This is a genomic window from Paenibacillus sp. FSL P4-0081, assembly GCF_000758565.1.
GTDB classification, from domain to species: Bacteria; Bacillota; Bacilli; order Paenibacillales; family Paenibacillaceae; genus Paenibacillus_AQ; species Paenibacillus_AQ phytohabitans.
This window is the reverse complement of sequence record NZ_CP009280.1, coordinates 7,181,699-7,202,011: the sequence shown is the minus strand read 5'-3', so window position 1 is coordinate 7,202,011 and position 20,313 is coordinate 7,181,699. Positions and strand designations below refer to the sequence as shown.

The following is a 20,313-nucleotide window of genomic DNA, read 5'->3' as shown; positions in this document are numbered from 1 at the left end:
TGCTAGTTGAGGCACAGGGTCGCGTTTTGCCGTCTTATGTAGAAGCAGAATGCTGCACAGGAAAGAGTACATGGATATCCATGCACTCTTTGCTTCTGCATCATATGACGGGCATTTCTTTTACGTTCCTTGTGCATCAAAAATGACATTAAGCGTAGAAGCCGCACCCGGCGTAGAGGATTGATAGGACAGGCGGGTGTATTTCAGGAACCGTGCAGGCACGATGACGTCAACCGAACCAGCCGGCAGCGGATTGTCGCCTGTAGTATCCACGAAATAGTTAGTTCCGTCCGCGCTGATCTCAACACGGGTATTCACCGGATTGGCTCCGGTATTCACAATGAAGTAAGAATAGGTGCCCAGTACGCTGGTAGTATTGGCCGGCAAAGGCGTGTAGGTATCTGAAGTTGCAATTCCGGTTGTAGCCAGCTCAATAAAGCTGCGTTGTGAAATCGAGGTTACGCTGCTCAGCGTACCGGCAGTGATCGTAGCCCCGAGCACGCTAGTGATGGTACCATCGAGCAGGTTAGTAACCGTACCAGCCGATGATAATGTACCAGCAGTAATTGTAGCCCCGAGCACACTAGTAATCGTACCGGCAAGGATGTTAGTAACCGTACCAGCCGAAGACAATGTACCGGCAGTAATCGTAGCCCCGAGCACGCTAGTGATGGTACCATCGAGCAGGTTAGTAACCGTACCAGCCGATGATAATGTACCAGCAGTAATTGTAGCGCCGAGCACACTAGTAATCGTACCGGCGAGGATGTTAGTAACCGTACCAGCTGACGACAATGTACCAGCAGTAATCGTAGCCCCGAGCACGCTAGTGATGGTACCATCGAGCAGGTTGGTAACCGTACCGGCTGAAGACAATGTACCGGCAGTAATCGTAGCCCCGAGCACACTAGTAATCGTACCGGCAAGGATGTTAGTAACCGTACCAGCTGACGACAATGTACCAGCAGTAATCGTAGCGCCAAGCACGCTAGTGATCGTACCATCGAGCAGGTTGGTAACCGTACCAGCTGAAGACAATGTACCGGCAGTAATCGTAGCCCCGAGCACACTAGTAATCGTGCCGTCGAGCAGGTTAGTAACCGTACCAGCGGATGACAATGTACCAGCAGTAATCGTAGCGCCAAGCACGCTAGTGATGGTACCATCGAGCAGGTTAGTAACCGTACCAGCGGATGACAATGTACCGGCAGTAATCGTAGCACCAAGCACGCTAGTAATCGTACCATCGAGCAGGTTAGTAACCGTACCAGCCGAAGACAATGTACCAGCAGTAATCGTAGCGCCAAGCACGCTAGTAATCGTACCATCGAGCAGGTTAGTAACCGTACCAGCCGAAGACAACGTACCAGCAGTAATCGTAGCGCCAAGCACACTAGTAATCGTACCATCCAACAGGTTAGTAACTGTACCAGCCGAAGACAATGTACCGGCAGTAATCGTAGCACCAAGCACACTAGTAATCGTACCGTCCAGCAGGTTGGTTAACGTACCAGCAGTAATCGTAGCGCCGAGCACGCTAGTAATCGTACCGTCCAGCAGGTTGGTTAACGTACCAGCAGTAATCGTAGCGCCAAGCACGCTAGTGATGGTACCATCGAGCAGGTTAGTAACCGTACCAGCCGAAGACAATGTACCAGCAGTAATCGTAGCGCCAAGCACGCTAGTAATCGTACCATCCAACAGGTTAGTAACTGTACCAGCCGAAGACAATGTACCGGCAGTAATCGTAGCACCAAGCACGCTAGTAATCGTACCATCCAACAGGTTAGTAACTGTACCAGCCGAAGACAACGTACCAGCAGTAATCGTAGCGCCGAGCACGCTAGTAATCGTACCGGCGAGGATATTGGTGACTGTACCAGCCGAAGACAATGTACCAGCAGTAATCGTAGCGCCAAGCACGCTAGTAATCGTACCGGCAAGGATGTTGGTAACTGTACCGGCAGATGTTAATGTACCAGCGGTGATCGTAGCGCCAAGCACGCTAGTAATCGTACCGGCAAGGATGTTGGTAACTGTACCGGCAGATGTTAATGTACCAGCAGTAATCGTAGCCCCGAGCACGCTGGAGATGGTTCCGTTTAAGATAACGGTGGTCAGATTTCCGCTGGCATCCGTTGTCAGTGGGCGGTCAATCAGAGTCGAAGGGTCCCGGCCGAAAATAAGCGTGCGCAGATTGTCCGGATTGGCTTGAAATGAACTGAAATTCGGCAAAGTTATTCATCCTTTCTTCATAGAATGGATATCGTCTGCTTACTCATGAAAAAACCCAAACCGTCGTCTGGGTCTCAAGCATATATAAGCTGGCGGGTGGAACAGGGTGAAGCCTGTACGTTTAAGCTGGACCATTCGAATGGTGTGATATTACTATATGGAGAATTTAAGAGGATGACTGGGTTGCGGGTGCAAAAATACGCATATTACCGAACAACCTGCCAGACGTCCTTGCATACTATGAGAATATGCTAGAACGAGGGAGGGTAAAGCTATGCCCAATGATGCTGTATTCAACCAGAACAGCCAGCCGCTGTATACAGAGCAGGTCAACACCTATATTGCTCCCGGTATTGATACCCTTCCTGAGGCGGGAGCCGCCATGTCAGGCTTATTGTTCGGATTTTCCTTTGCTTCCACAGTTACTACTGCAGCTCCGCTTGTGATGCAGGTATCCAATCCGGGCGGCAACGGACGTACGGTGTATATTTCGCGCGTAATCGCGAGCACCGGGACAGCAGCGGTAACCTTAACACTGCTGCGCAATGCAACAGTCGGGGGATCTATCGTAACCCCGGTCAACTATAACTTCGGCAGCGCGGTCACCAGTGTGACGACTGCACGGACAGCAACGGCGGCACCCACCGGAAGTCCGGCAACGTTAATGTCGCTGCTGCTGGCCACAGGTCCGGTGATTCTTGATTTGGACGGAAGAATAATTCTGTCCCCCGGCAGCTCGCTTACGATAAGCATTACAATTGCATCTGGCAGTACAGCGGCTACCGGGAACATCAGCTGGTGGGAGAACTAGAACCAGACCCGAACGGGAGGGAGCGGCTCATGCCTAATAATTATGTAATTAATGACAATGACCAGCCGGTCTATGTAGAGATGACGAATACTTTTCGGGCACCGGACATTAGCGCACCGCCGGAGATAAGCGCTTCCCAGTCTGCCGTTTTATTCTCGGCGAATGCTTCGAACTCGGCAACGATTGTCCTGGGACTTGCTTCTGCCATCATCACAGTGCGCATCAATAATCCGGCCGGCAGCGGCAGAACCTTGTATTTATCCCGCGTAAGCGGCAGTATCGGCGGGACCTCGCTGCTGACCTCCATCTCAGGAACCTTTACCATTGTTAGAGGAGGCACAATCACTTCGCCTGCTACTGTAACTCCGGTGAACAATAATCTGGGCAGCCCGGCGGCCAGTGCCATGACGGTTCAGTCCTCTACCGCGGCAATCACCGGAGGAAGCGTATTAGCCACTTATCAATTAGCGCCGGGAGTATTTACTCCGGCCTTTACCGGAAGTATCATCGTTCCGCCTAACAATGCAATCAGCATCAATGTAACCTCCTCAAGTGCTGCGGTCGGAACCATTATCTCTGCGCTGAGTCTGACCTGGTGGGAGAGATAACCGCTGTTTTGCAGTCGGTTCATAGCAGGAAAAGGGAGTAAACCTTGACTTCAGCACTGTTAAGGTTTATTTTTCTATAAATGGATAAAATGGATATTAATAAGGGGTGAAATGAGGATACATGAAGGATAGCTGCTTGTTTATACATGGCTTCACCGGAGGCGAATATGAGGTTGCTCCATTGTCCCAGTATCTCGGAGCGCATGATTGCCTGTCCAGAACGTTTACGTTACAGGGACACGGGGGCAGCCGCAGTGATCTGCTCCAGTCGGACCGCCAGGGTTGGCGGCAAAGCGCCGAGGATGAGCTGAGTACATTGCTGACCCGGACAGAGGGCGTACATCTGATAGGTTTTTCTACAGGAGCGCTGATTGCTTCCCATCTATCGGTTCAATATAAGGCCAGGATCAAATCACTGACTTTGCTGTCCACCCCTGTATTTCCGCTGAATCCGGTCGAGATCCTGCGGACGCTGGGGCAGCCGGAGATGATCAGGAATTACATCCGTAAATGGGGCTCCACTCCCGCGAAGGCCACAAGAGAATTTCAGCGTCTGGTCCGCGAGAGCTTTGAGATCTATCCGCAGATGGATCTGCCAACCCTCATTGTGCAGGGCAGGCGCGATCATCTGGTGAAATTCAAAAGTGCAGGCTATCTGGAGCAGACCATCCCCTCCGGCCGCAAGCAGGTGCTGATTATGGAAAAGAGCGGGCATATGGTCTGCCACAGCGAGGAGAGCCCGGCGATGATGAGGGAAGTACTGCAGTTTATCCGCAGCTCCGGTCATTAATTCAGGGAAGGTAGACGGACAAGCCGAAGAGCCCCTTTTCACAATTCAGTGGAAGGGGCTCTTCGGCATGCAGTTCTTATTGTATGATTTCACATTGACATTGCCTATAGTGCGTGTTAATTTCAATTTAAGGAAACCGGTTTCCCCGGATGGGGCCGGTATAGCCCAGCCAAGTCCAGTCCGGGTTATTCATTCGGACGAATTGCCTCATTTAATCTATTCAGTCCGCAGACTACTTACTGCTTCGCAGGGAAGACAACCTTGGAATCAGCACCGGCTCCAGCAGCTGTCCGCTCTCAGTAGTGACCGTGGTGCCAAGCCTGTCCATTAACAACCGTCCTGCGGAGACCCCGAGCTGGAAGGTATCCATATTGAGTGAAGTTAGCGGAGGTGTGGTATAGGGAGACAGCGGGTATTCATCGAACGTGGCGATGCCCAGCTGCGCCGGAATCTGAACATTCAGTTCCCGGGCAGCCTGGAGCACTCCAAAAGCAGAGAAGTTACTCATGCAGACAATAGCATCTGGCGGTTCTGCGCTTTGCAGCAGCTGTATAGCCGCGTCATAGCCATCCTCTTCGGCTGCTCTGCCATTGATAATCCGGTCGCTGCGCACCGGAAGTCCCGCCTGACGCAGTGTGGCCGTATAACCGGCGATACGGCGCAGGAACAGAGGCTCGTTCTGCTCGCCGCCAATAAAAGCAACCGAGGAATATCCCTGCTCCAGCAGATGCTTAGTCAGCACGGTTCCTCCCAGCTCATTGTCACAATCGACCCATGTTCCTGGAGGATTAATTTCACCGATCGAGATATAGGGGAACTCCAGCCTGTTAAGCTCTGCGCATAGCTCAGGAGTCAGCACAGAAGTGTTGGCAATGATACCGTCCACCCGCTTATTCAGCACCAGTCTGTGCAGGAAATGCCCCTCAGCCTGATCATGCTGAATGTTGGCAATGGTCAGCTCATATTTCAGAGGTCCGATGACGCTCTCCACCCCGCCGATAATGTTATAAAAGAACTGATTCAAAAATTCGCTTTCCTTAGACATATCGATCAGGATTGCGACCGTATTACTGCTTTGTCTGGCAAGTCCGGTGGCAATACTGCTGGGAGTATAGTTCATCTGTTTAATAATATCCCTGACCCGGGTTTTCGTTTCCTCGGATATTTTGGGAGAGTCATTCATTACCTTGGATACGGTGGATTTGGCAACTCCTGCCGCCTGGGCAATATCCTTAATCGTAACTTTCATAGCGATCCCTCTCGGTCATAACGGTATTTGTATTCCATGACAGTGAACTCGTTCTACCTGCCATAATAACACAGATTGTGCAAGCTACTCTATGCAGTACCAAAGGAGACTGAACCTGATGTCCAAGCATTTGTTTCTGTACCATACGGCTGAGGACCCTTTCGCTTTCCCGGCAGGTCCCGGCACCCTTAAATTGCGTTTATTTGTGCAGAGCGGACAGTCGCTCTGCTGTACCGTTATCCATTCCGACCGCTACGATTCACCCGGCAGCGAGCTTCCGCAGGAGATGGAGCGGACCGGTTCTGCCGGGGCCTATGACATTCATGAGGCGGTACTCCGGACGGAGACCGGCAAATGCCGGTACCAGTTCCATATCAAGAATCCCGCAGGGGAAAATGTATGGTATGGAGAGAGGGGAATGTCGGAGAACCGGGAGCAGGCAGGGGCTTTTCAATATGCATATATTCACCGTCCGCAGGCAACCCTGCTGCCTTCCTGGACTGCAGATGCGATTGTTTATCAGATTTATCCCAGCAGCTACAACCAGGGGACGTTACAAGGCATTGCGGACAAAATCCCCTATTTGCACGGGCTGGGTGTGACCGCCATTTATATGACTCCGATCTTCGAATCGCCTTCTGAGCATAAATACAATACATCCGATTATTACAAGGTGGACCCGGGCTTTGGTACGATGGAGGATCTGAGAATGCTGGTTGATACAGCACACCGACACGGGATGAAGGTTCTGCTCGATGCGGTATTCAATCATGCCGGGGATACGTTCTTTGCCTTCAAAGATGTGTTGGAGCGGGGAGAGGCATCGCCGTATAAAGACTGGTTCTATATCCGTTCTTTCCCTGTACGCCAGGCGCCGGTTCCCAGCTATGAGACCTTCGCCAAAGCGGAAGCCAGCATGCCGAAGCTGAATATGGATCATCCGGATGTAGCTGATTATATGATGGAGGTAGCCAAGTATTGGGTACGGGAGGCGGGAATCGACGGATGGAGGCTGGATGTGGCCAATGAAGTATCCCCGGCCTTTTGGCCGAGGTTCCGCCGGGAATTGAAGGCCGAGTTCCCCGACCTCCTGCTGATTGGTGAGATTATGCATGCTTCCGGACCGTGGCTCCGGGGAGACCAGTTCGACGGCGGGATGAACTACGTGCTGCGGGATGCGGTGCTGGAGTTTTTTGCCGGACAATCTGCGGGCCCGGTCCGCTTCATGGAACAGGTGCTGCACCAGGAAGCCCTCTATAATGATCAGGCTAATTCAGCTATGTTCCAGCTGCTGGGCAGCCATGACACCTTGCGTTTTCTGACTGCCTGCAAGCAGGGAGGGAGGGGCTGGGACCGTGAATCCACAAGCTTAAGCCGGATGAAGCTGGCTGTATTTTTCCAGATGACCTATATAGGTCTGCCCATGATTTATTACGGTGATGAAGTTGGAATGGAAGGGGCTACGGATCCCCACTGCCGGCAGCCGATGGTCTGGGAGGCTCAGGATCAGAATATCCTGCTGCAGGAATGGTACAAACAGCTGATCTCTCTGCGAAAAGAACATGAAGTGCTGCGGACAGGCGGATTCCGCCCGTGGTTTACAGACGAGCCGCGCAATGTCCTAGGTTATGTGCGGCGCAGTGAGCAGGACCGGATGGGCCTTATTATCAATAATTCTCCTAATGCGTACCAGCTTGAGCTATGCAATTACCGCCCGGACAAAACTGTGCTGGTTGATCTGTTGAGCGGACTCACCATCCGCACCGATAAGCGGATGCTTGTGGAGATTGAGCCGTTTGGCTGCCTGATGCTGCATTAAATGAAGATCTGCATGAAGCAGAGGCTCACTTCTTATTTTTGTTTTTTTTGAGCTGCCGGAATTCCTGGTTCTCCCACTGTTTGAGCAGCGGGTAGGGATCGAAGGCCCATTCGGTAATTCCGCGGTCACGGTAGATCCCGTAATGCAGATGGGGCGGGAATTTGCCCTGGGTGCCCGGACTGCCGTAGCCGGAGCTGCCGACCCAGCCGATGGTCTGGCCTGGAATCACAATATCCCCCCGGGATAAGGACTTCTCATAACCCATCAAATGCGCGTAATAATGGTAGCGGTTCTCGATATCACGAATGCCGATCCGCCAGCCGCCGTAACGGTTCCAGCCCTTGGTCTCCACCACTCCGAAGCAGGTGCTGCGGACGGTCAAGCCATGCGGTGCGAACAAGTCCGTCCCTTCGTGGACACGCGCCCCGCCCCAGCTCCGGCCTGTTCCCCAGGTGCTGCGGTAGGCGTAGTTCGTACCTATCGGCAGCGGGAAGGCGCTGCCTGACAAGTCAAGCCGCCCGAAATGCTCATACAGCTTGGCGAACTGGGCTATCCGCTGAGCTGCACGGCCGTTATGATAATACTCCCAGATGCCGATGCTGAAGTCGCTGGAGGATCTGCCGTACTTAAGCAGATGCTCTGCCATGCTATAGAGCACATCAATGTCATTCCCGGGATCGGCAATGCCGTCTCCCGTGCCGTCACGGCCGAAGCCGCCGAAGAAGGTGATGGATTCCGGGAACTTATCCTCCTGATTAGGGTTCAGGGGTCCGGACCATACGGGGGCAGGGATGGAGATACCGGTGAGCCGGGCGGGAGCTGCTGCAGGGTCTGTTTCTGACGCCGCAGGGCTTTTTTTCTTTTTGGCGACAGACCGTTCATATTGATCAATCGCAGCGAACCGGAACCAGGGAATTCCGGTTGCTGCACTCATCTGTTCATAGAGCCCTTTGCGTGCAGCGGCGGCGGCTTCTTTGCTGTCTGCGGCTACGGGACCGCTGGACGTCAGCAACGGCAGCTTATGATAACGGGCAGCGTGGGCGGGGGTACTCATAGCAGGGCTGCTGCCCCAGAGCAAGGCGGCTGCCGACATGCATATAAGGGTTCTCCGGGTGTTATAACTTCTGAATAGGGCAGGCATAATCTCAACCTCCTGTGTTCCGGACGCTTAGTCATCTATACATCCTCATGAAATGGCACCTTGCAGGTGCTTTTCTTTAGATTGAAGCAAAAGCGTTATTTTTATCCGTTACCGCCCAAAGGTTCACAAAAACAGGCAAATGACTATTCCACATGCTATAATATGAGGCAGCAACTTTTAACTATGAAAATGACATTCAGATCGAAAGCGGGGTTTCATCATTTTGACTAATAGAACAGCCAAACAGCCCAAGCCAGACTGGATCAAAATCAAGTTAACCACCGGTGAAGATTATCAGGAAATTAAGGGCATGATGCGTTCCAAGACGTTACATACCGTATGTGAAGAAGCGCGCTGTCCGAATATTTATGAATGCTGGGCGAACCGTACGGCAACCTTCATGATTCTGGGTGATATTTGCACACGGGCCTGCCGTTTCTGCGCTGTAAATACAGGCTTGCCGACTGAACTCGATCTGCTCGAACCCGAACGTGTAGCTGAAGCTGCAGAAGGGATGATGCTTAAGCATTGTGTGGTTACCAGCGTGGCCCGCGATGATCTTAAGGATGGGGGCGCGCAGATTTTTGCCGAGACGGTAGCCGCTATTCGTAAGCGTCTTCCTCTGTGCAGCGTAGAGGTACTGATTCCCGATTTCCTGGGCGACCGCGGGAGTCTGGAGATCGTGATGAACAGCAATCCGGATATTCTGAATCACAATATTGAGACCGTGGAACGCATGTCGGACCGTGTCCGGGCCAGAGCCAAATACCGCCGTTCCCTGGAGCTGCTGCGCCGCGCGAAGGAGATTAAGCCGGATATTCCAACGAAATCGAGCATTATGCTTGGGGTCGGCGAGGAGTGGGACGAAATTCTGCAGGCGATGGATGACCTGAGAGCGGCAGATTGTGATATATTGACATTAGGACAATACCTTCAGCCTTCGCCGAAACATCTGAACGTGGAGAAGTATTATCCGCCGGAAGAATTCGCTATGCTGAAGGAAGAGGGAATGAAGCGCGGCTTCAGCCATGTGGAGGCGGGTCCGCTGGTGCGCAGCTCCTATCATGCGCATGATCAGGTGAAGTCTGCTGCGGTTGCGCGTGAGGCGCGTTCGGTTTCCCAGGCTTAAGTGTAGTGCTTAATCTTATGTGCGTTCTATAATGTAATCTTTACAAAAATTTGCTGTGCAAATTTGCCACGTGACGGAGTCACAGGGGATAGGTTTTAAATGCTTTTTTAAAGTATTAGCTTTAAATTGGCTCTATGCTTTAGCCTTAAGGTTATGGCTTCAGGTTTCAGTTGTTAAGAAGGGGAAAGGACCAATGGCGCGTTAGCGGCGAGGTCCTGGGGTGTACGGTTGCACCACCCCTCCGCGTTGATGGAGTCGCGGAATGACGGCTTATCAACGCCCCCAACCCTCTCATAGAAAGGCAGGCGACACACGCTTGATCGTTATAGGTGGAAAAGGTTACGAGCTCATGCTCGATCATAAGGACGGCTGGAACCCGGAAGCATTTCGCGGAAGATACAGCGAGGTGCTGGACCGCTACGATTATATTATCGGTGACTGGGGGTACAGCCAATTGCGTCTGAAAGGCTTCTACCGGGATAATCACCCCAAGGTGAACCGGGATACGGCTATTTCAGGCATGGTGGATTACATTAATGAATACTGTAATTTTGGCTGTGCATATTTTGTGCTGCACAAGCTGAAGGAAGCTCCGCAGGAGGGAACCTTCAAGGATATTCTGATTAAGGAAGTTCCTGAACCGGGAACGGAGGAAGAACTGGAGCAGGAGTCTGCCGAGCCGGCAGGGAATGTGAAAGATCACCGCGAATCCCCGTCCAAGGGAGGAAACCGGGACAAGGATAACGCAGGCGGTTCGGGCCGGGAGCATGCTGCCAAAGACAGACCTGTGCGTGAACACCAGAGCCGGAATCACCGCAACAAGGAGCAAGGCAAGAAGAACCACAAAGAGTTCCAGGGCCGAGGCCAGCAGCAGGGGAATCAGGGTGGCAATCAAGGCAACTCGAATAATCATAAGCAGAACAGAGAGAATAGAGAGAACAATCCCAACAGACAGAACAAGCAAGATAACCCAAGCAATCAAAACAATCAAAACAATCAAAACAATCAAAACAATCAAAACAATCAAAACAAACAGGATAGCCAGAACAGCCAGAACCCGAATAACAGCCAAAGTTAGCAACGCCTGTTCACGGGGCGGTTATTCTCCAGGTTTTCTCCGGTGTTTCGGTGCATTCTCCCGCAGTGTCGCTTAGGCGCTGCCGATAACTTAAAGAGTCCCTCCAGCCACATGGCTGGAGGGACTCTTTCGATGTCAGTGCAGTATTTTAGCTATGGAGTCCAATTATTTAACCGATAATTTCAGCTGATTCTGGGCAGCGTTGTAGCTCCACGTAAGCAGCGGGAACTTTTTCTTGAAGGCACCCAGCTCGATGAAGGTTTCGCCGTCCTGGTATAGCGCCTCTTTGGCGGCCAGGGTGAATCCCGAACTTTTGCCGGCTCCGGTCGTAATCAGCACCTTCTTGTTCTTCGCGTCCCAGGTTACTTCACTCTCTACAAGCGCGGACAGTACGCGGGAGGAGGCATAGACTTTATCCCCCTGCTTGATCAGACCGACATTTCCGGCAAAAGCAGCACCGTTGATATCGAGAATATGATTGTCACCGGAGGCTGTGATTCCGGTTAGACCGGCGATTTGCAGAGCGGTGATCAGCTGGGCTGTTTTGCCCTTGATCTCAATATCAGGAGCGAGTCCGATGTGGTTGAAATCCTCCTTGCTTGGAGTCAGATACTTCATCGTTGTCAGCTTCAGCTCGCCGCCGTCCGACATGGGAATCAGACTCTGAATCCGCGCCTTGCCGTAAGAACGGGTACCGACGATTGTAGCCAGTTTGTTGTCGCGGAGTGCCCCGGTCAAAGCTTCGGAAGCACTGGCGGTGTATTCATTGGTCAGTACAACAACGGGAACGCCGATTTTGCTGCCGCTTGTGATCGTTACAGGTGTCAGTACGCCGCTCTGATCGGAGGTGTACATCATGATACCGGCATCCATGAACTTGGCGGCAATATTCTGGGCGCTATCCATGTAGCCGCCTGTATTGTCACGCAGATCGAGCACCAGTGACTTCATTCCGGCTGCCCGCATTTTATCCAGCGCTGTGGAGAACTCTTCGTCAGCGGTCTGTGTGAAGCCGTTGATGGCAATATAGGCAACCTTGGACCCGATAATTGTGCTGGTAACGGATGTTGTGGTAATTTCACTGCGGGTAACACTGTAGGATTTGCTAACGCCGTCCCGCTGGATCAGCAGAGAGACCTTCGTGCCGGACGCGCCGGCAAGCTCATCGCCTGCCGTATCATCTACCCTTACACCGTTGATCTTAAGAATGATATCCCCGCGTTTCAGACCGGCTTTCTCTGCGGGGGAACCGCTCATCACTTCTTCAATGTAGAGTTCTTTGGGCGTATATACGAGCCGGACGCCGATGCCGACATATTCCAGATCAACCGCGTGGCCGAAGTCAGCGGCTTCCGCCTGATCGAAATATTGGCTGTAGGGATCATCCAGCGTACTTACCATGCCGTCAATCGCACCACGGATGAGCGTATCCTGATCAATACCCTCCACATTGTAGTACTCAAGATATTCCATAATTTCATTGATGATATCCGTTTTGGAGGATTGCACTGCTTCAGTGGAAGCAGCAGCGTCTGCGGCCGAAGCGGCAGGAGCCCAAGCGATGGATAAAGCCAAGCAGCCGCTTAGGGCTGCAGTAAGGATCTTGGCTGATTTCATAAGTTCATACATCCTTTTGATATATTTTGATATTCTAGGATTGCGCACTATCAAAGCTGATGTGATAAGTGTCGTCAATGGTCCATGCGCCGCTTTCCGATTTGCTCAGAATGAAGATGAGGGACTGGGTGTAGCTCTCTCCCGATTCACCGTCTTTTATTGAGACTTCCGTGTAGACCGCAGCTTCGTCGGCCGCATAATAGTAGATATTCGCATTTGTCAGCGAGTAGCTGAGATCATAGGAATCGAAAAGATCCTGCAGATCGGCTGCACTGGCAGCGTCGTATTCCTCACCGTAAGAGGTCATTAGTGCCATGGTTCCATCAACATTCTGGGTAGTCATGTTCTGATAATATTTGCTGAGATTATCCTTGATTACTGTGGCGTCACCCTGTGGAAGCACCGCCTGCTTCATGCCTTGCTCGCGTGTAAGCAGCACAGTGGATTCCTGTACCTCCATTCCGGAGATTTTCCAGGACCCGTCCTTACGGACCAGTGTGTACAAATATTCGAACTGCTCATCCGGGATATAATAACCGCCGGTTCTAACCGAGCTTTCGACAGTGTAGACAGTAGCCTCGTCTCCGGCAAGACTCAGAATCTTAAGGCTTGTAATGGTATTCTTGAGGTCGTACAGCTCGAACAGGGAATTCATATCCGTTACAGATTCCATATTATCGGATTCGGAATCCACCAGGGAGTAGAAGCTGATGGCTTTTTCTTCATTATAATATTTATTGGATAATTGAATGAGTGCTGTAATATCCTTCTCATCGCTGGAGGAGGATTGCGGTACTGTAATTTTCACGCTCCGGCTGGCTGAATCCCAGACGGCTGTTCCGCCGGTGGCTTCAGCTATGAAACGCAGCGGTATGTAAGTTGTACCTGCCGTGGATACCGGAGCAACCGTAAGCTGCTTGACCGTACCGTTGACAGTAGCACGTTTGCTGCCGACCTTAAGGCTGATATTCAGGCCTGTCCCTGTCCCTGTAACTGTTCCTGTCTTGGAATCCCATAGCACCTGCAGCCCGAGCTTCTCGAATATAACCCGGAATGGCACCAGCACCGTATTATCCTTCAGATAAGGGGTTCCGGCGGTGAAGGTAAGATTGCTGTTGTTTATGTAGACTTTGATAGGTTTCTCTGCTGCAAAAGCGGGAACGGCCAGTATGAGGGCCAGCAGGCTCACGCCAATGAGGGATAGTAGTTTTTTCAATAGATTCTCTCCTTTTAATTAGCAAACTTTGTAAAATAGGTTCATTATACCATTTGAAAATTCCCTCTGTCCATTTCTTATGAACGATGCTCCGGAGGTAGCAGGACTCCGGGCAGGCGGCATGATAAAGCCGGAGAGGCGGGGCATCTCCGGCTGTAAGAGCAATGGAAAGCAGACGTATCATTTGGTTCGGATACCTTCTATTCCCCAGAAATCCTACACTAGAAACGCTTCACGGACACGGTTCCAGAAAGGGAAAGGGCGGTACCGGGCAAAACTGATTTTTTTGTCGGACACCTGGCAACGTACAGAGATCAGATCATCCACAGGAATATTGTTATGGTCCACGGTCAGCAGCAGACGCTGATCCTTGCGCGAGAAAATATCGCAGTGATGATGCTTGGGCAGCAGCAGCGGTGAACCCATCGTGCGGAATACCCGGTTATTAATCGAAGCAATCTCCGAAATCTGCAGCGCCTCGATCGTGGGATGCACCATGGCGCCTCCCAGACTTTTGTTATAAGCGGTACTGCCGGAGGGGGTAGAGATGCAAATGCCGTCACCGCGGAACATTTCGAAGGTTACATCGTTAATATCAATCTGGATGACAACCGTTCCGTCTACGCCTTTAAGTGTGAATTCGTTCAGGGCAATATGCGAGCTTGAACCGGACTTCTTGTGAATTTCCAGTTCAAGGAGCGGATACTGCACCATGCGTGGATTATGCGGCCCTATATCTCCGCACATATAATCGATCAGGGTCGGCAGCTCTTCAGCTTGCCAGTCCGCATAGAAGCCTAGATGCCCGGTATGCACACCGACAAAAGCCAAATTAGGAATCTGGTCGATAAACGTATGAAAAGCATGCAGCATGGTGCCGTCGCCGCCAATCGATATCACAATTTCCGGAGACTTGGCATCCAGCTCCAAATCCCGCTCCGCCGCCAGCTTGTGAAATTGCTCCGCTAGTTGGATGGACAATTCATCTCCGCGGTCCAGAACATAATATCTCAAGATGTACAGGCTCCTTTGTATGATTCAGTCATACACCGATCATAATCAATCTTGACCCGGAACACAATATTTGAATGAGTTAAAAACGCCGCAGCCTGCCCGCCAGCAGCAACAGCAGCGACAGCACAAGCATACAGGCCAGCAGCAGGCAGAGCAGGCTGATGCTGCTGATCAGGGCCGAATCCGGTGAAGCCAGGCCGGAGGCAACGGGCAGCGCCCCCCACTGTCCGGCCATTCCTGAGCTGACCACCGGCTTCCAGAGCAGAAGAACAAGCCCGGCAGAGAGCAGGGCATGCACTAACCGTGCGGCCATAAAGGGAAGGTAACGCAGTCCGGTGCCATTCAGTATACTGGCTACCTGGGCGTGAACGGATAATCCTCCCCAGGAGAGGATGAACGCTGCAGCGGCCACCTTGAACTGCAGCGGAATTCCTGCAGCCGCTTCTCCGGCCGAGCGGGCCCCGAGTGTCACCTCGAATAACCCGCTGACCAGAGCGGCCGAGAGCCCCGGCGGGAATCCGGCCAGGGACAGCAGCCGGCCGGTGGAACTGAACAGCATGGACATAATTCCGGCGCGGGCAAGCAGCTCCATCAGCACATTGAAGAATACTACCAGGCCCCCAACGACAATAATAAGCTGCAGCGAGGACTGGATGGCGTTCCTCAGCAGTTCGCCGAGACTTCGGCCGTCTTTACGGCGGGCTTCAGCCATGGCATTCATCGCGGTGCGCAGTCTGCCGTAGCTTGGTCCTGACGGGGCTGCAGATGAGGGCGCTGCGGGGAGAGAGGGAGCTGTCCCGGAGTCCACGTGTCTGCTGCGGCCATGAAATGACATCAGCAGTCCAACGATGAATCCGCCCCCGTAATGGGCAAGGGCGAGGATAAGCCCAAGGGAGGCATCATGGAAGAACCCGACGGACACGGCGCCAAGCAGGAAAATAGGGTCTGAGGAGGTGGTGAAGGCCACAAGCCGTTCCCCCTCCACCTTGCTGATCATTCCCTGCTCCCGCAGCTTGGCGGTTAATTTGGCCCCGACGGGATATCCTGACACATATCCCATGGCAGCCACGAATCCGCCGCTGCCGGGTATATTGAAGAGCGGGCGCATAAGCGGATCAAGCAGCGCCCCGAAGAGGTGGACGATGCCAAAGCCCAGCATGATTTCAGAAATGACGAAGAAGGGGAACAGTGAAGGAAACAGCACGTCCCACCAGACAGCCAGCCCGCGAAGTGCCGCATCCAGAGAGCTGGACGGATGGATCAGCATCAGCAGCATGCAGCCCGCCAGCAGGATACCGAGCAGCGGGCCGGCAATTTTGTTCAGTGACATTGATGGCACCTCCAATTCTATGCTTAGTTGTATGCCGGAAGTGGGACAAACAGCACAAAAATAACGCAGAAAGCGGTTACATTTACCGGTGCTTTTTCACCGGAATTATGATATTATAAAATTAATTAATGCACATCTGATCAAGATTGATTTAAGGGATGGAGTGATGGTGATGAGTGTAGTTGCCGGAGTTCTTGTTTGTGCTTTTGTATATGTAATCCGGGTCTCTCTTGTCCCGCCTGGTGATGAAGAATTTAGAACCTACTGACTAAACTACAGTAGTTAACGAGCGCTGAACTTAGGTTTGGCGCCTTTTTTTGTGTTTTTTTCCCTTAGGATGCATGTCTTAAGGCAGGGATAACTGTGTAGCTTATTTTTTGGTATAATAAAATAACTGCTTGTCAGATTAACAGGGAAGAAGGCTGAAGCCTCCAATGAATTCGAATGAGAGTCTGTTTGACAACCTGGGAGGTGCCGAGGGGGTTCACCGTCTGGTGGAAGTGTTCTACTCCAAGGTACAGCTCCACCCGCAGCTAAGTCCGTTATTTCCTGAAGATATTACTCCTGTACTGGAGAAACAATATCAGTTTCTAAGCCAGTTTTTTGGTGGTCCTGCCCTTTATTCGGAGCAGCACGGCCATCCCATGATGAGAGCCAGGCATATGCATATTCCCATCACTCCGGAACGGGCGGATGACTGGCTGAACTGCATGAAGGCCGCACTTGAAGAGACCGGTGTGGAAGAGCCCCTGCGTTCGTTCGTACTCAGCCGGCTGGCGGGTCCTGCGCATCATTTTGTCAATATGCCCCATGAATAAGAGCTGCTGTGAAAGGATGAGGGCATTTTGCCGGAATTAATACCCCTGTATTCAATTAAGGTTGTATGCTGCAACTGCGAACATGAATTTTCAACATCCAGAGTACGTCCCAGTCTCAAAAAAGCCATCCGCCGTGATGCTGATTTCTGCTCGTATTACAAGGATGAGAATCCTGACTATTATGTTGTACGTGTCTGTCCGAAGTGCGGCTTCGCATCCACGGAGAATTCAGCAGACAAACTGGTGGAATGGCAGCGCAAATCTTTTGAAGCGCAGGTGGGCAGACGCTGGGTAACCCGAGACTTCGGGGACAAGCGCAGCTGGGAGGTAGCTCTGGAGACTTACAAGCTGGCTCTGATCTGCGCACAAAGCATCAAGGACAAGGAACGGATCATTGCAAGTCTGCTGCATCATATTGCCTGGCTATACCGCTATCAAGGGGATACGGTACAGGAACAGCGTTTCTTGCGTTACTCGCTTGATGAGTATGTGAAGGTGTTCGAGAATGATTCCTCGGGAGGAAATGATGCCCGTCTGATGTATCTGATCGGGGAGCTTAACCGCCGTGTCGGCGAGTTCACTGTGGCTGTAAGGTGGTTTTCCCGTGTGATTAATGACCAGAGAATTACAGATGCGGCTATGATCCGCGCTTCACGTGAACAGTGGGCCATTCTGCGGGAGCAGATGCGCGGAGAAGAGATTGATCCGGACGGCCTTCCGTCGGCTACATAGAGAACCGTACTTGGATTTTGAATGTCGGTCCGCAGTCATCCGGACACCAAAAAGGCGTAGAAGAGAAAACTCCTCATACGCCTGTATTTGGTGACGGAAGCGGGGCACTGTCTTCCGCTGCTTAGCGGACAGCCCGGTCGAACAGCAGATAGTCCCCATCATTGTCGATGACCGTGGGGCTGGCACTGCAGCAGGGGAAGACCAGCAGCTTTTTTTTGCCGTCACGCACGATTTGCAGCTCTTTGGGCTTCATAGGCAGAAGAACATTCTCCTGGTCGCAGAACGGGCAATATTGTACGTACATGTCTCCCAGAATAATATCATAAGGCCAGGTATGGCTAAAGGGAATCATTCCTTGTCCTGCTCTGTACTTGCTTTCTTGGATAATTCGGCGATTTTTTGCAGCAGGATATGTTGAGGCATATGCATCAGGTGTTCCAGCGGAACTCCGAGTTGTTTGGATAACGTAATGGCCGTTTCCGGCGAAATTTGCAGTGGCTTCACAAGGGTGGCCTCCTTAACATTGGTGGACTATCGTAATTCACTTTACCATGGCTGCAGCACAAATACAAAGAAAACCAATATGAACAAAGGAATGGTGAGAATACATGAAACAGCCTTTATCATTGACCTGGGAACTGGAATCCATTTTCCCTGGAGGTTCGGCTTCCCCCCAGTTTGAGAGTTTTTTGAACCATCTGGAAGAAGACATTGAGAGCTTGCGCCGGCAGGTCGCTGCGGCAGTTGCGCCAACCGATGCTGCTTCTACGGAGTCGCTGGACGGTGTGATCGAACTGCTGCAGAGCTGTGCCGGACGCCTCACGCAGGCTGCAGAATTCACCGGCTGTCTGGGAGCCCAGAATCAGCAGGACAAAGGGGCTGTAAGGCTGTCGTCCAAGGTAACTGGCATGCGGGCCGGATTCGAGGGCGTCAGCTCTGCATTCGACAATGTGCTGCGCCAGACTCTGGACGGGGTATGGGCTGAATGGATGGCCCGGCCGGAGATTGCCCCGCTGAGCTTCGTGCTCAGCGAGAGCCGTGATCAGGCCCGTGAGAAGATGAGTCCGGAGCTTGAGAGCCTTGCGCTTGAACTGGCAGTTGACGGATACCATGGCTGGAGCGAGCATTACGAAACGATCGTGAGCCGGGTCCAGATTCCTTTTGAGGATGAAGAAGGCCTGAAGCTGCTGTCTGCCGGCCAAGCCTTCAACAAGCTGGATGACGAGGACCCTGAGGTCCGCAGCACCATGTTCCGCAAATGGGAAGAGGCCTGGGCCGGCGCTGCTGATTATTGTGCTGATACCCTTAACCATCTGGCGGGATTCCGCCTGAAGCTGTACAAAGGCCGGGGCTGGGAGGATGTGCTGAAGGAGCCGCTTGGCATTAACCGTATGACGCGGGAATCGCTCGATGTGATGTGGGAGGTTATTACGAAGAACAAGCCTGCGATAGTGTCCTACCTGCAGCGCAAGGCGAAGCTTCTTGGCCTGGAATCCCTGGCCTGGGTTGATGTGGAAGCGCCTGTCGGCAAGTCCTCCGGCAAAATCCCTTATGAACAAGCGGCAGCCGACATTGTTACCCAGTTCCGCAAATTCAGTCCGAAGCTGGCGGACTTTGCCGAACATGCTTTTGACAATGACTGGATTGAGGTCGAAGACCGTGCGGCCAAACGCCCCGGGGGATTCTGCGTATCATTCCCGGAGAGCAAAGAATCGCGCATCTTTATGACCTACAGCGGTACTCCGTCCAATGTATCGACGCTTGCGCATGAGCTCGGTCACGCCTATCATTCGTTCCTGCTGGATGACCAGCCGCTGTTCAATCAGAACTATGCCATGAACGTGGCTGAGACGGCCTCAACCTTCGCTGAAGTCATAGTGGCTGATGCACAGGTGAAATCCGCAGGCAATGCTGAGGAGAAGCTGGCGCTGCTTGAAGCGAAGATTCAGAACAGCGTAGCGTTCTTCATGAATATTCACGCCCGCTTCCTGTTTGAGACCCGCTTCTACGAGAAACGCAAAGAGGGTCTGGTGAATGCGGAAGAACTCTCTGCCCTGATGGAAGAAGCGCAGAAAGAAGCCTTCTGCGGTGTGCTCTCAGAGTACCACCCGCATTTCTGGGCCTCCAAGCTTCATTTCTATATCACGGATGTGCCGTTCTACAACTTCCCTTACACCGTCGGATATATGTTCAGTACCGGACTGTACCGGCTTGCGTTGCAGGAAGGCGCATCCTTTGCTGATAAATATGACAGCCTGCTGAAGGATACCGGAGTCATGACACTGGAGAATCTGGTGTCGAAGCATCTTGGCGTGGACTTGTCCAAGCCGGACTTCTGGCAGGGGGCCGCAGATTTGATTGCTGCAGATATTAATGAATTCCTGGAAATGACAGCGCATCTGGCCTAAGAATTTGTCGGAAATAAGGCGAATTGATTTTTTTGCAGTAAAACAATAGCTGTAGAATATGGTATGAATACGCAAAGCCCCTGGATACAGGGGCTTTTTTAGTAGCGTTTTTGTCGAAAAAGGGCGATATAAGGATGGATTTAGCTAATAGTATTAAGAAATTTGCGCATTCCTAGGGATAATAACCCAATTATGTTGAATAATGTTGTATGCGTTTAATTAGTGACCTATAATGTGCCTAAAGCCTTATATAAGGGCTGTTAGGCTGATATTTTACTACTCTGTATTTTTGCCCACACAAAACTTAAGCCATAGCTT

18 protein-coding genes are annotated in these 20,313 nt (G+C 51.9%); 9 read left to right on the top strand and 9 right to left on the bottom strand.

Features of this window, described 5'->3' with window-relative positions:
* Nucleotides 1-120: 120 nt before the first annotated feature.
* Nucleotides 121-2,235: a DUF6385 domain-containing protein gene (locus P40081_RS39585; RefSeq protein ID WP_231575221.1), complete on the bottom strand. Its 2,115-nt coding sequence runs from the start codon at nt 2,233-2,235 to the stop codon at nt 121-123.
* A 274-nt stretch (nt 2,236-2,509) separates the two neighbouring features.
* Here P40081_RS39585 and P40081_RS30550 point away from each other — a divergent pair, with 274 nt between their 5' ends.
* The 3 genes from P40081_RS30550 (at nt 2,510) to P40081_RS30540 (ending at nt 4,444) form a co-directional block, all read left to right on the top strand.
* Complete coding sequence (locus P40081_RS30550; RefSeq protein ID WP_042139852.1) at nt 2,510-3,046, top strand: hypothetical protein; 537 nt, start codon at nt 2,510-2,512, stop codon at nt 3,044-3,046.
* Nucleotides 3,047-3,075: 29 nt separating this feature from the next.
* The gene (locus P40081_RS30545) at nt 3,076-3,654 is read left to right on the top strand and encodes a hypothetical protein (RefSeq protein WP_042139851.1); all 579 of its coding nucleotides are present in this window, start codon (nt 3,076-3,078) and stop codon (nt 3,652-3,654) included.
* 121 nt (nt 3,655-3,775) lie between these two features.
* Nucleotides 3,776-4,444, top strand: coding sequence for an alpha/beta hydrolase (locus P40081_RS30540; RefSeq protein WP_042139849.1), 669 nt, complete (start codon nt 3,776-3,778; stop codon nt 4,442-4,444).
* A 232-nt stretch (nt 4,445-4,676) separates the two neighbouring features.
* Here the strand turns inward: P40081_RS30540 and P40081_RS30535 are convergent, their stop codons facing one another.
* A complete protein-coding gene (locus P40081_RS30535) occupies nt 4,677-5,693 on the bottom strand; it encodes a LacI family DNA-binding transcriptional regulator (RefSeq protein ID WP_042139848.1) in 1,017 nt (338 codons plus the stop codon).
* A 118-nt stretch (nt 5,694-5,811) separates the two neighbouring features.
* On the opposite strand from P40081_RS30535, the gene P40081_RS30530 reads away from it, so the two are divergent.
* Nucleotides 5,812-7,512 carry an alpha amylase N-terminal ig-like domain-containing protein gene (locus P40081_RS30530; protein WP_042139847.1) on the top strand — a complete coding sequence of 567 codons (1,701 nt, stop codon included), beginning with the start codon at nt 5,812-5,814 and terminating at the stop codon, nt 7,510-7,512.
* Nucleotides 7,513-7,537: 25 nt separating this feature from the next.
* On the opposite strand, the gene P40081_RS30525 is transcribed toward P40081_RS30530, so the two are convergent.
* A complete protein-coding gene (locus P40081_RS30525) occupies nt 7,538-8,653 on the bottom strand; it encodes a M23 family metallopeptidase (protein ID WP_052422093.1) in 1,116 nt (371 codons plus the stop codon).
* A 223-nt stretch (nt 8,654-8,876) separates the two neighbouring features.
* Here P40081_RS30525 and lipA point away from each other — a divergent pair, with 223 nt between their 5' ends.
* The gene (gene lipA / locus P40081_RS30520; RefSeq protein ID WP_039307183.1) at nt 8,877-9,782 is read left to right on the top strand and encodes a lipoyl synthase; all 906 of its coding nucleotides are present in this window, start codon (nt 8,877-8,879) and stop codon (nt 9,780-9,782) included.
* A gap of 316 nt (nt 9,783-10,098) precedes the next feature.
* Entirely contained in the window at nt 10,099-10,860 is a 762-nt protein-coding gene (locus P40081_RS38825) for a YutD family protein (protein ID WP_156118735.1), read from the top strand.
* A 165-nt stretch (nt 10,861-11,025) separates the two neighbouring features.
* On the opposite strand, the gene P40081_RS30510 is transcribed toward P40081_RS38825, so the two are convergent.
* The 4 genes from P40081_RS30510 to ylbJ all read right to left on the bottom strand — a co-directional run bounded on the left by P40081_RS30510 (nt 11,026) and on the right by ylbJ (nt 16,037).
* The gene (locus tag P40081_RS30510) at nt 11,026-12,477 is read right to left on the bottom strand and encodes a S41 family peptidase (protein ID WP_052422092.1); all 1,452 of its coding nucleotides are present in this window, start codon (nt 12,475-12,477) and stop codon (nt 11,026-11,028) included.
* Nucleotides 12,478-12,511: 34 nt separating this feature from the next.
* A complete protein-coding gene (locus P40081_RS36815) occupies nt 12,512-13,693 on the bottom strand; it encodes a copper amine oxidase N-terminal domain-containing protein (RefSeq protein ID WP_081970246.1) in 1,182 nt (393 codons plus the stop codon).
* 216 nt (nt 13,694-13,909) lie between these two features.
* A complete protein-coding gene (locus P40081_RS30500) occupies nt 13,910-14,707 on the bottom strand; it encodes an NAD kinase (RefSeq protein ID WP_039307186.1) in 798 nt (265 codons plus the stop codon).
* A 79-nt stretch (nt 14,708-14,786) separates the two neighbouring features.
* Nucleotides 14,787-16,037, bottom strand: a complete 1,251-nt coding sequence (gene ylbJ / locus P40081_RS30495) for a sporulation integral membrane protein YlbJ (RefSeq protein ID WP_042139846.1) — start codon at nt 16,035-16,037, stop codon at nt 14,787-14,789.
* Nucleotides 16,038-16,471: 434 nt separating this feature from the next.
* Between ylbJ and P40081_RS30490 the strand changes: the two genes are divergently transcribed.
* Nucleotides 16,472-16,855 carry a globin domain-containing protein gene (locus P40081_RS30490; RefSeq protein WP_042139845.1) on the top strand — a complete coding sequence of 128 codons (384 nt, stop codon included), beginning with the start codon at nt 16,472-16,474 and terminating at the stop codon, nt 16,853-16,855.
* 27 nt (nt 16,856-16,882) lie between these two features.
* Entirely contained in the window at nt 16,883-17,587 is a 705-nt protein-coding gene (locus tag P40081_RS30485; protein WP_042139844.1) for a DUF2225 domain-containing protein, read from the top strand.
* A 121-nt stretch (nt 17,588-17,708) separates the two neighbouring features.
* Here P40081_RS30485 and P40081_RS30480 read toward each other — a convergent pair whose 3' ends face one another.
* Together P40081_RS30480 and P40081_RS37945 are read right to left on the bottom strand one after the other, a co-directional pair.
* Nucleotides 17,709-17,939 (bottom strand): hypothetical protein, encoded by a 231-nt coding sequence (locus P40081_RS30480; protein ID WP_039307194.1) that lies wholly within the window; start codon nt 17,937-17,939, stop codon nt 17,709-17,711.
* Nucleotides 17,936-18,091, bottom strand: a complete 156-nt coding sequence (locus P40081_RS37945) for a YycC family protein (protein WP_076248154.1) — start codon at nt 18,089-18,091, stop codon at nt 17,936-17,938. The genes P40081_RS30480 and P40081_RS37945 overlap by 4 nt, the downstream gene beginning before the upstream one ends.
* A 104-nt stretch (nt 18,092-18,195) precedes the next feature.
* Here P40081_RS37945 and P40081_RS30475 point away from each other — a divergent pair, with 104 nt between their 5' ends.
* Complete coding sequence (locus P40081_RS30475) at nt 18,196-19,995, top strand: M3 family oligoendopeptidase (protein ID WP_042139843.1); 1,800 nt, start codon at nt 18,196-18,198, stop codon at nt 19,993-19,995.
* The last annotated feature ends 318 nt before the right edge of the window (nt 19,996-20,313 follow it).

Coding starts and splice junctions, on each gene's coding strand:
- P40081_RS30475 (WP_042139843.1), top strand. CDS start 18,196: ATGAAACAGCCTTTATCATTGACCTGGGAACTGGAATCCATTTTCCCT.
- P40081_RS30480 (WP_039307194.1), bottom strand. CDS start 17,939: ATGATTCCCTTTAGCCATACCTGGCCTTATGATATTATTCTGGGAGAC.
- P40081_RS30510 (WP_052422092.1), bottom strand. CDS start 12,477: ATGAAATCAGCCAAGATCCTTACTGCAGCCCTAAGCGGCTGCTTGGCT.
- P40081_RS30550 (WP_042139852.1), top strand. CDS start 2,510: ATGCCCAATGATGCTGTATTCAACCAGAACAGCCAGCCGCTGTATACA.
- ylbJ (WP_042139846.1), bottom strand. CDS start 16,037: ATGTCACTGAACAAAATTGCCGGCCCGCTGCTCGGTATCCTGCTGGCG.
- P40081_RS30490 (WP_042139845.1), top strand. CDS start 16,472: ATGAATTCGAATGAGAGTCTGTTTGACAACCTGGGAGGTGCCGAGGGG.
- P40081_RS30540 (WP_042139849.1), top strand. CDS start 3,776: ATGAAGGATAGCTGCTTGTTTATACATGGCTTCACCGGAGGCGAATAT.
- P40081_RS30530 (WP_042139847.1), top strand. CDS start 5,812: ATGTCCAAGCATTTGTTTCTGTACCATACGGCTGAGGACCCTTTCGCT.
- P40081_RS30535 (WP_042139848.1), bottom strand. CDS start 5,693: ATGAAAGTTACGATTAAGGATATTGCCCAGGCGGCAGGAGTTGCCAAA.
- P40081_RS30525 (WP_052422093.1), bottom strand. CDS start 8,653: ATGCCTGCCCTATTCAGAAGTTATAACACCCGGAGAACCCTTATATGC.
- P40081_RS30545 (WP_042139851.1), top strand. CDS start 3,076: ATGCCTAATAATTATGTAATTAATGACAATGACCAGCCGGTCTATGTA.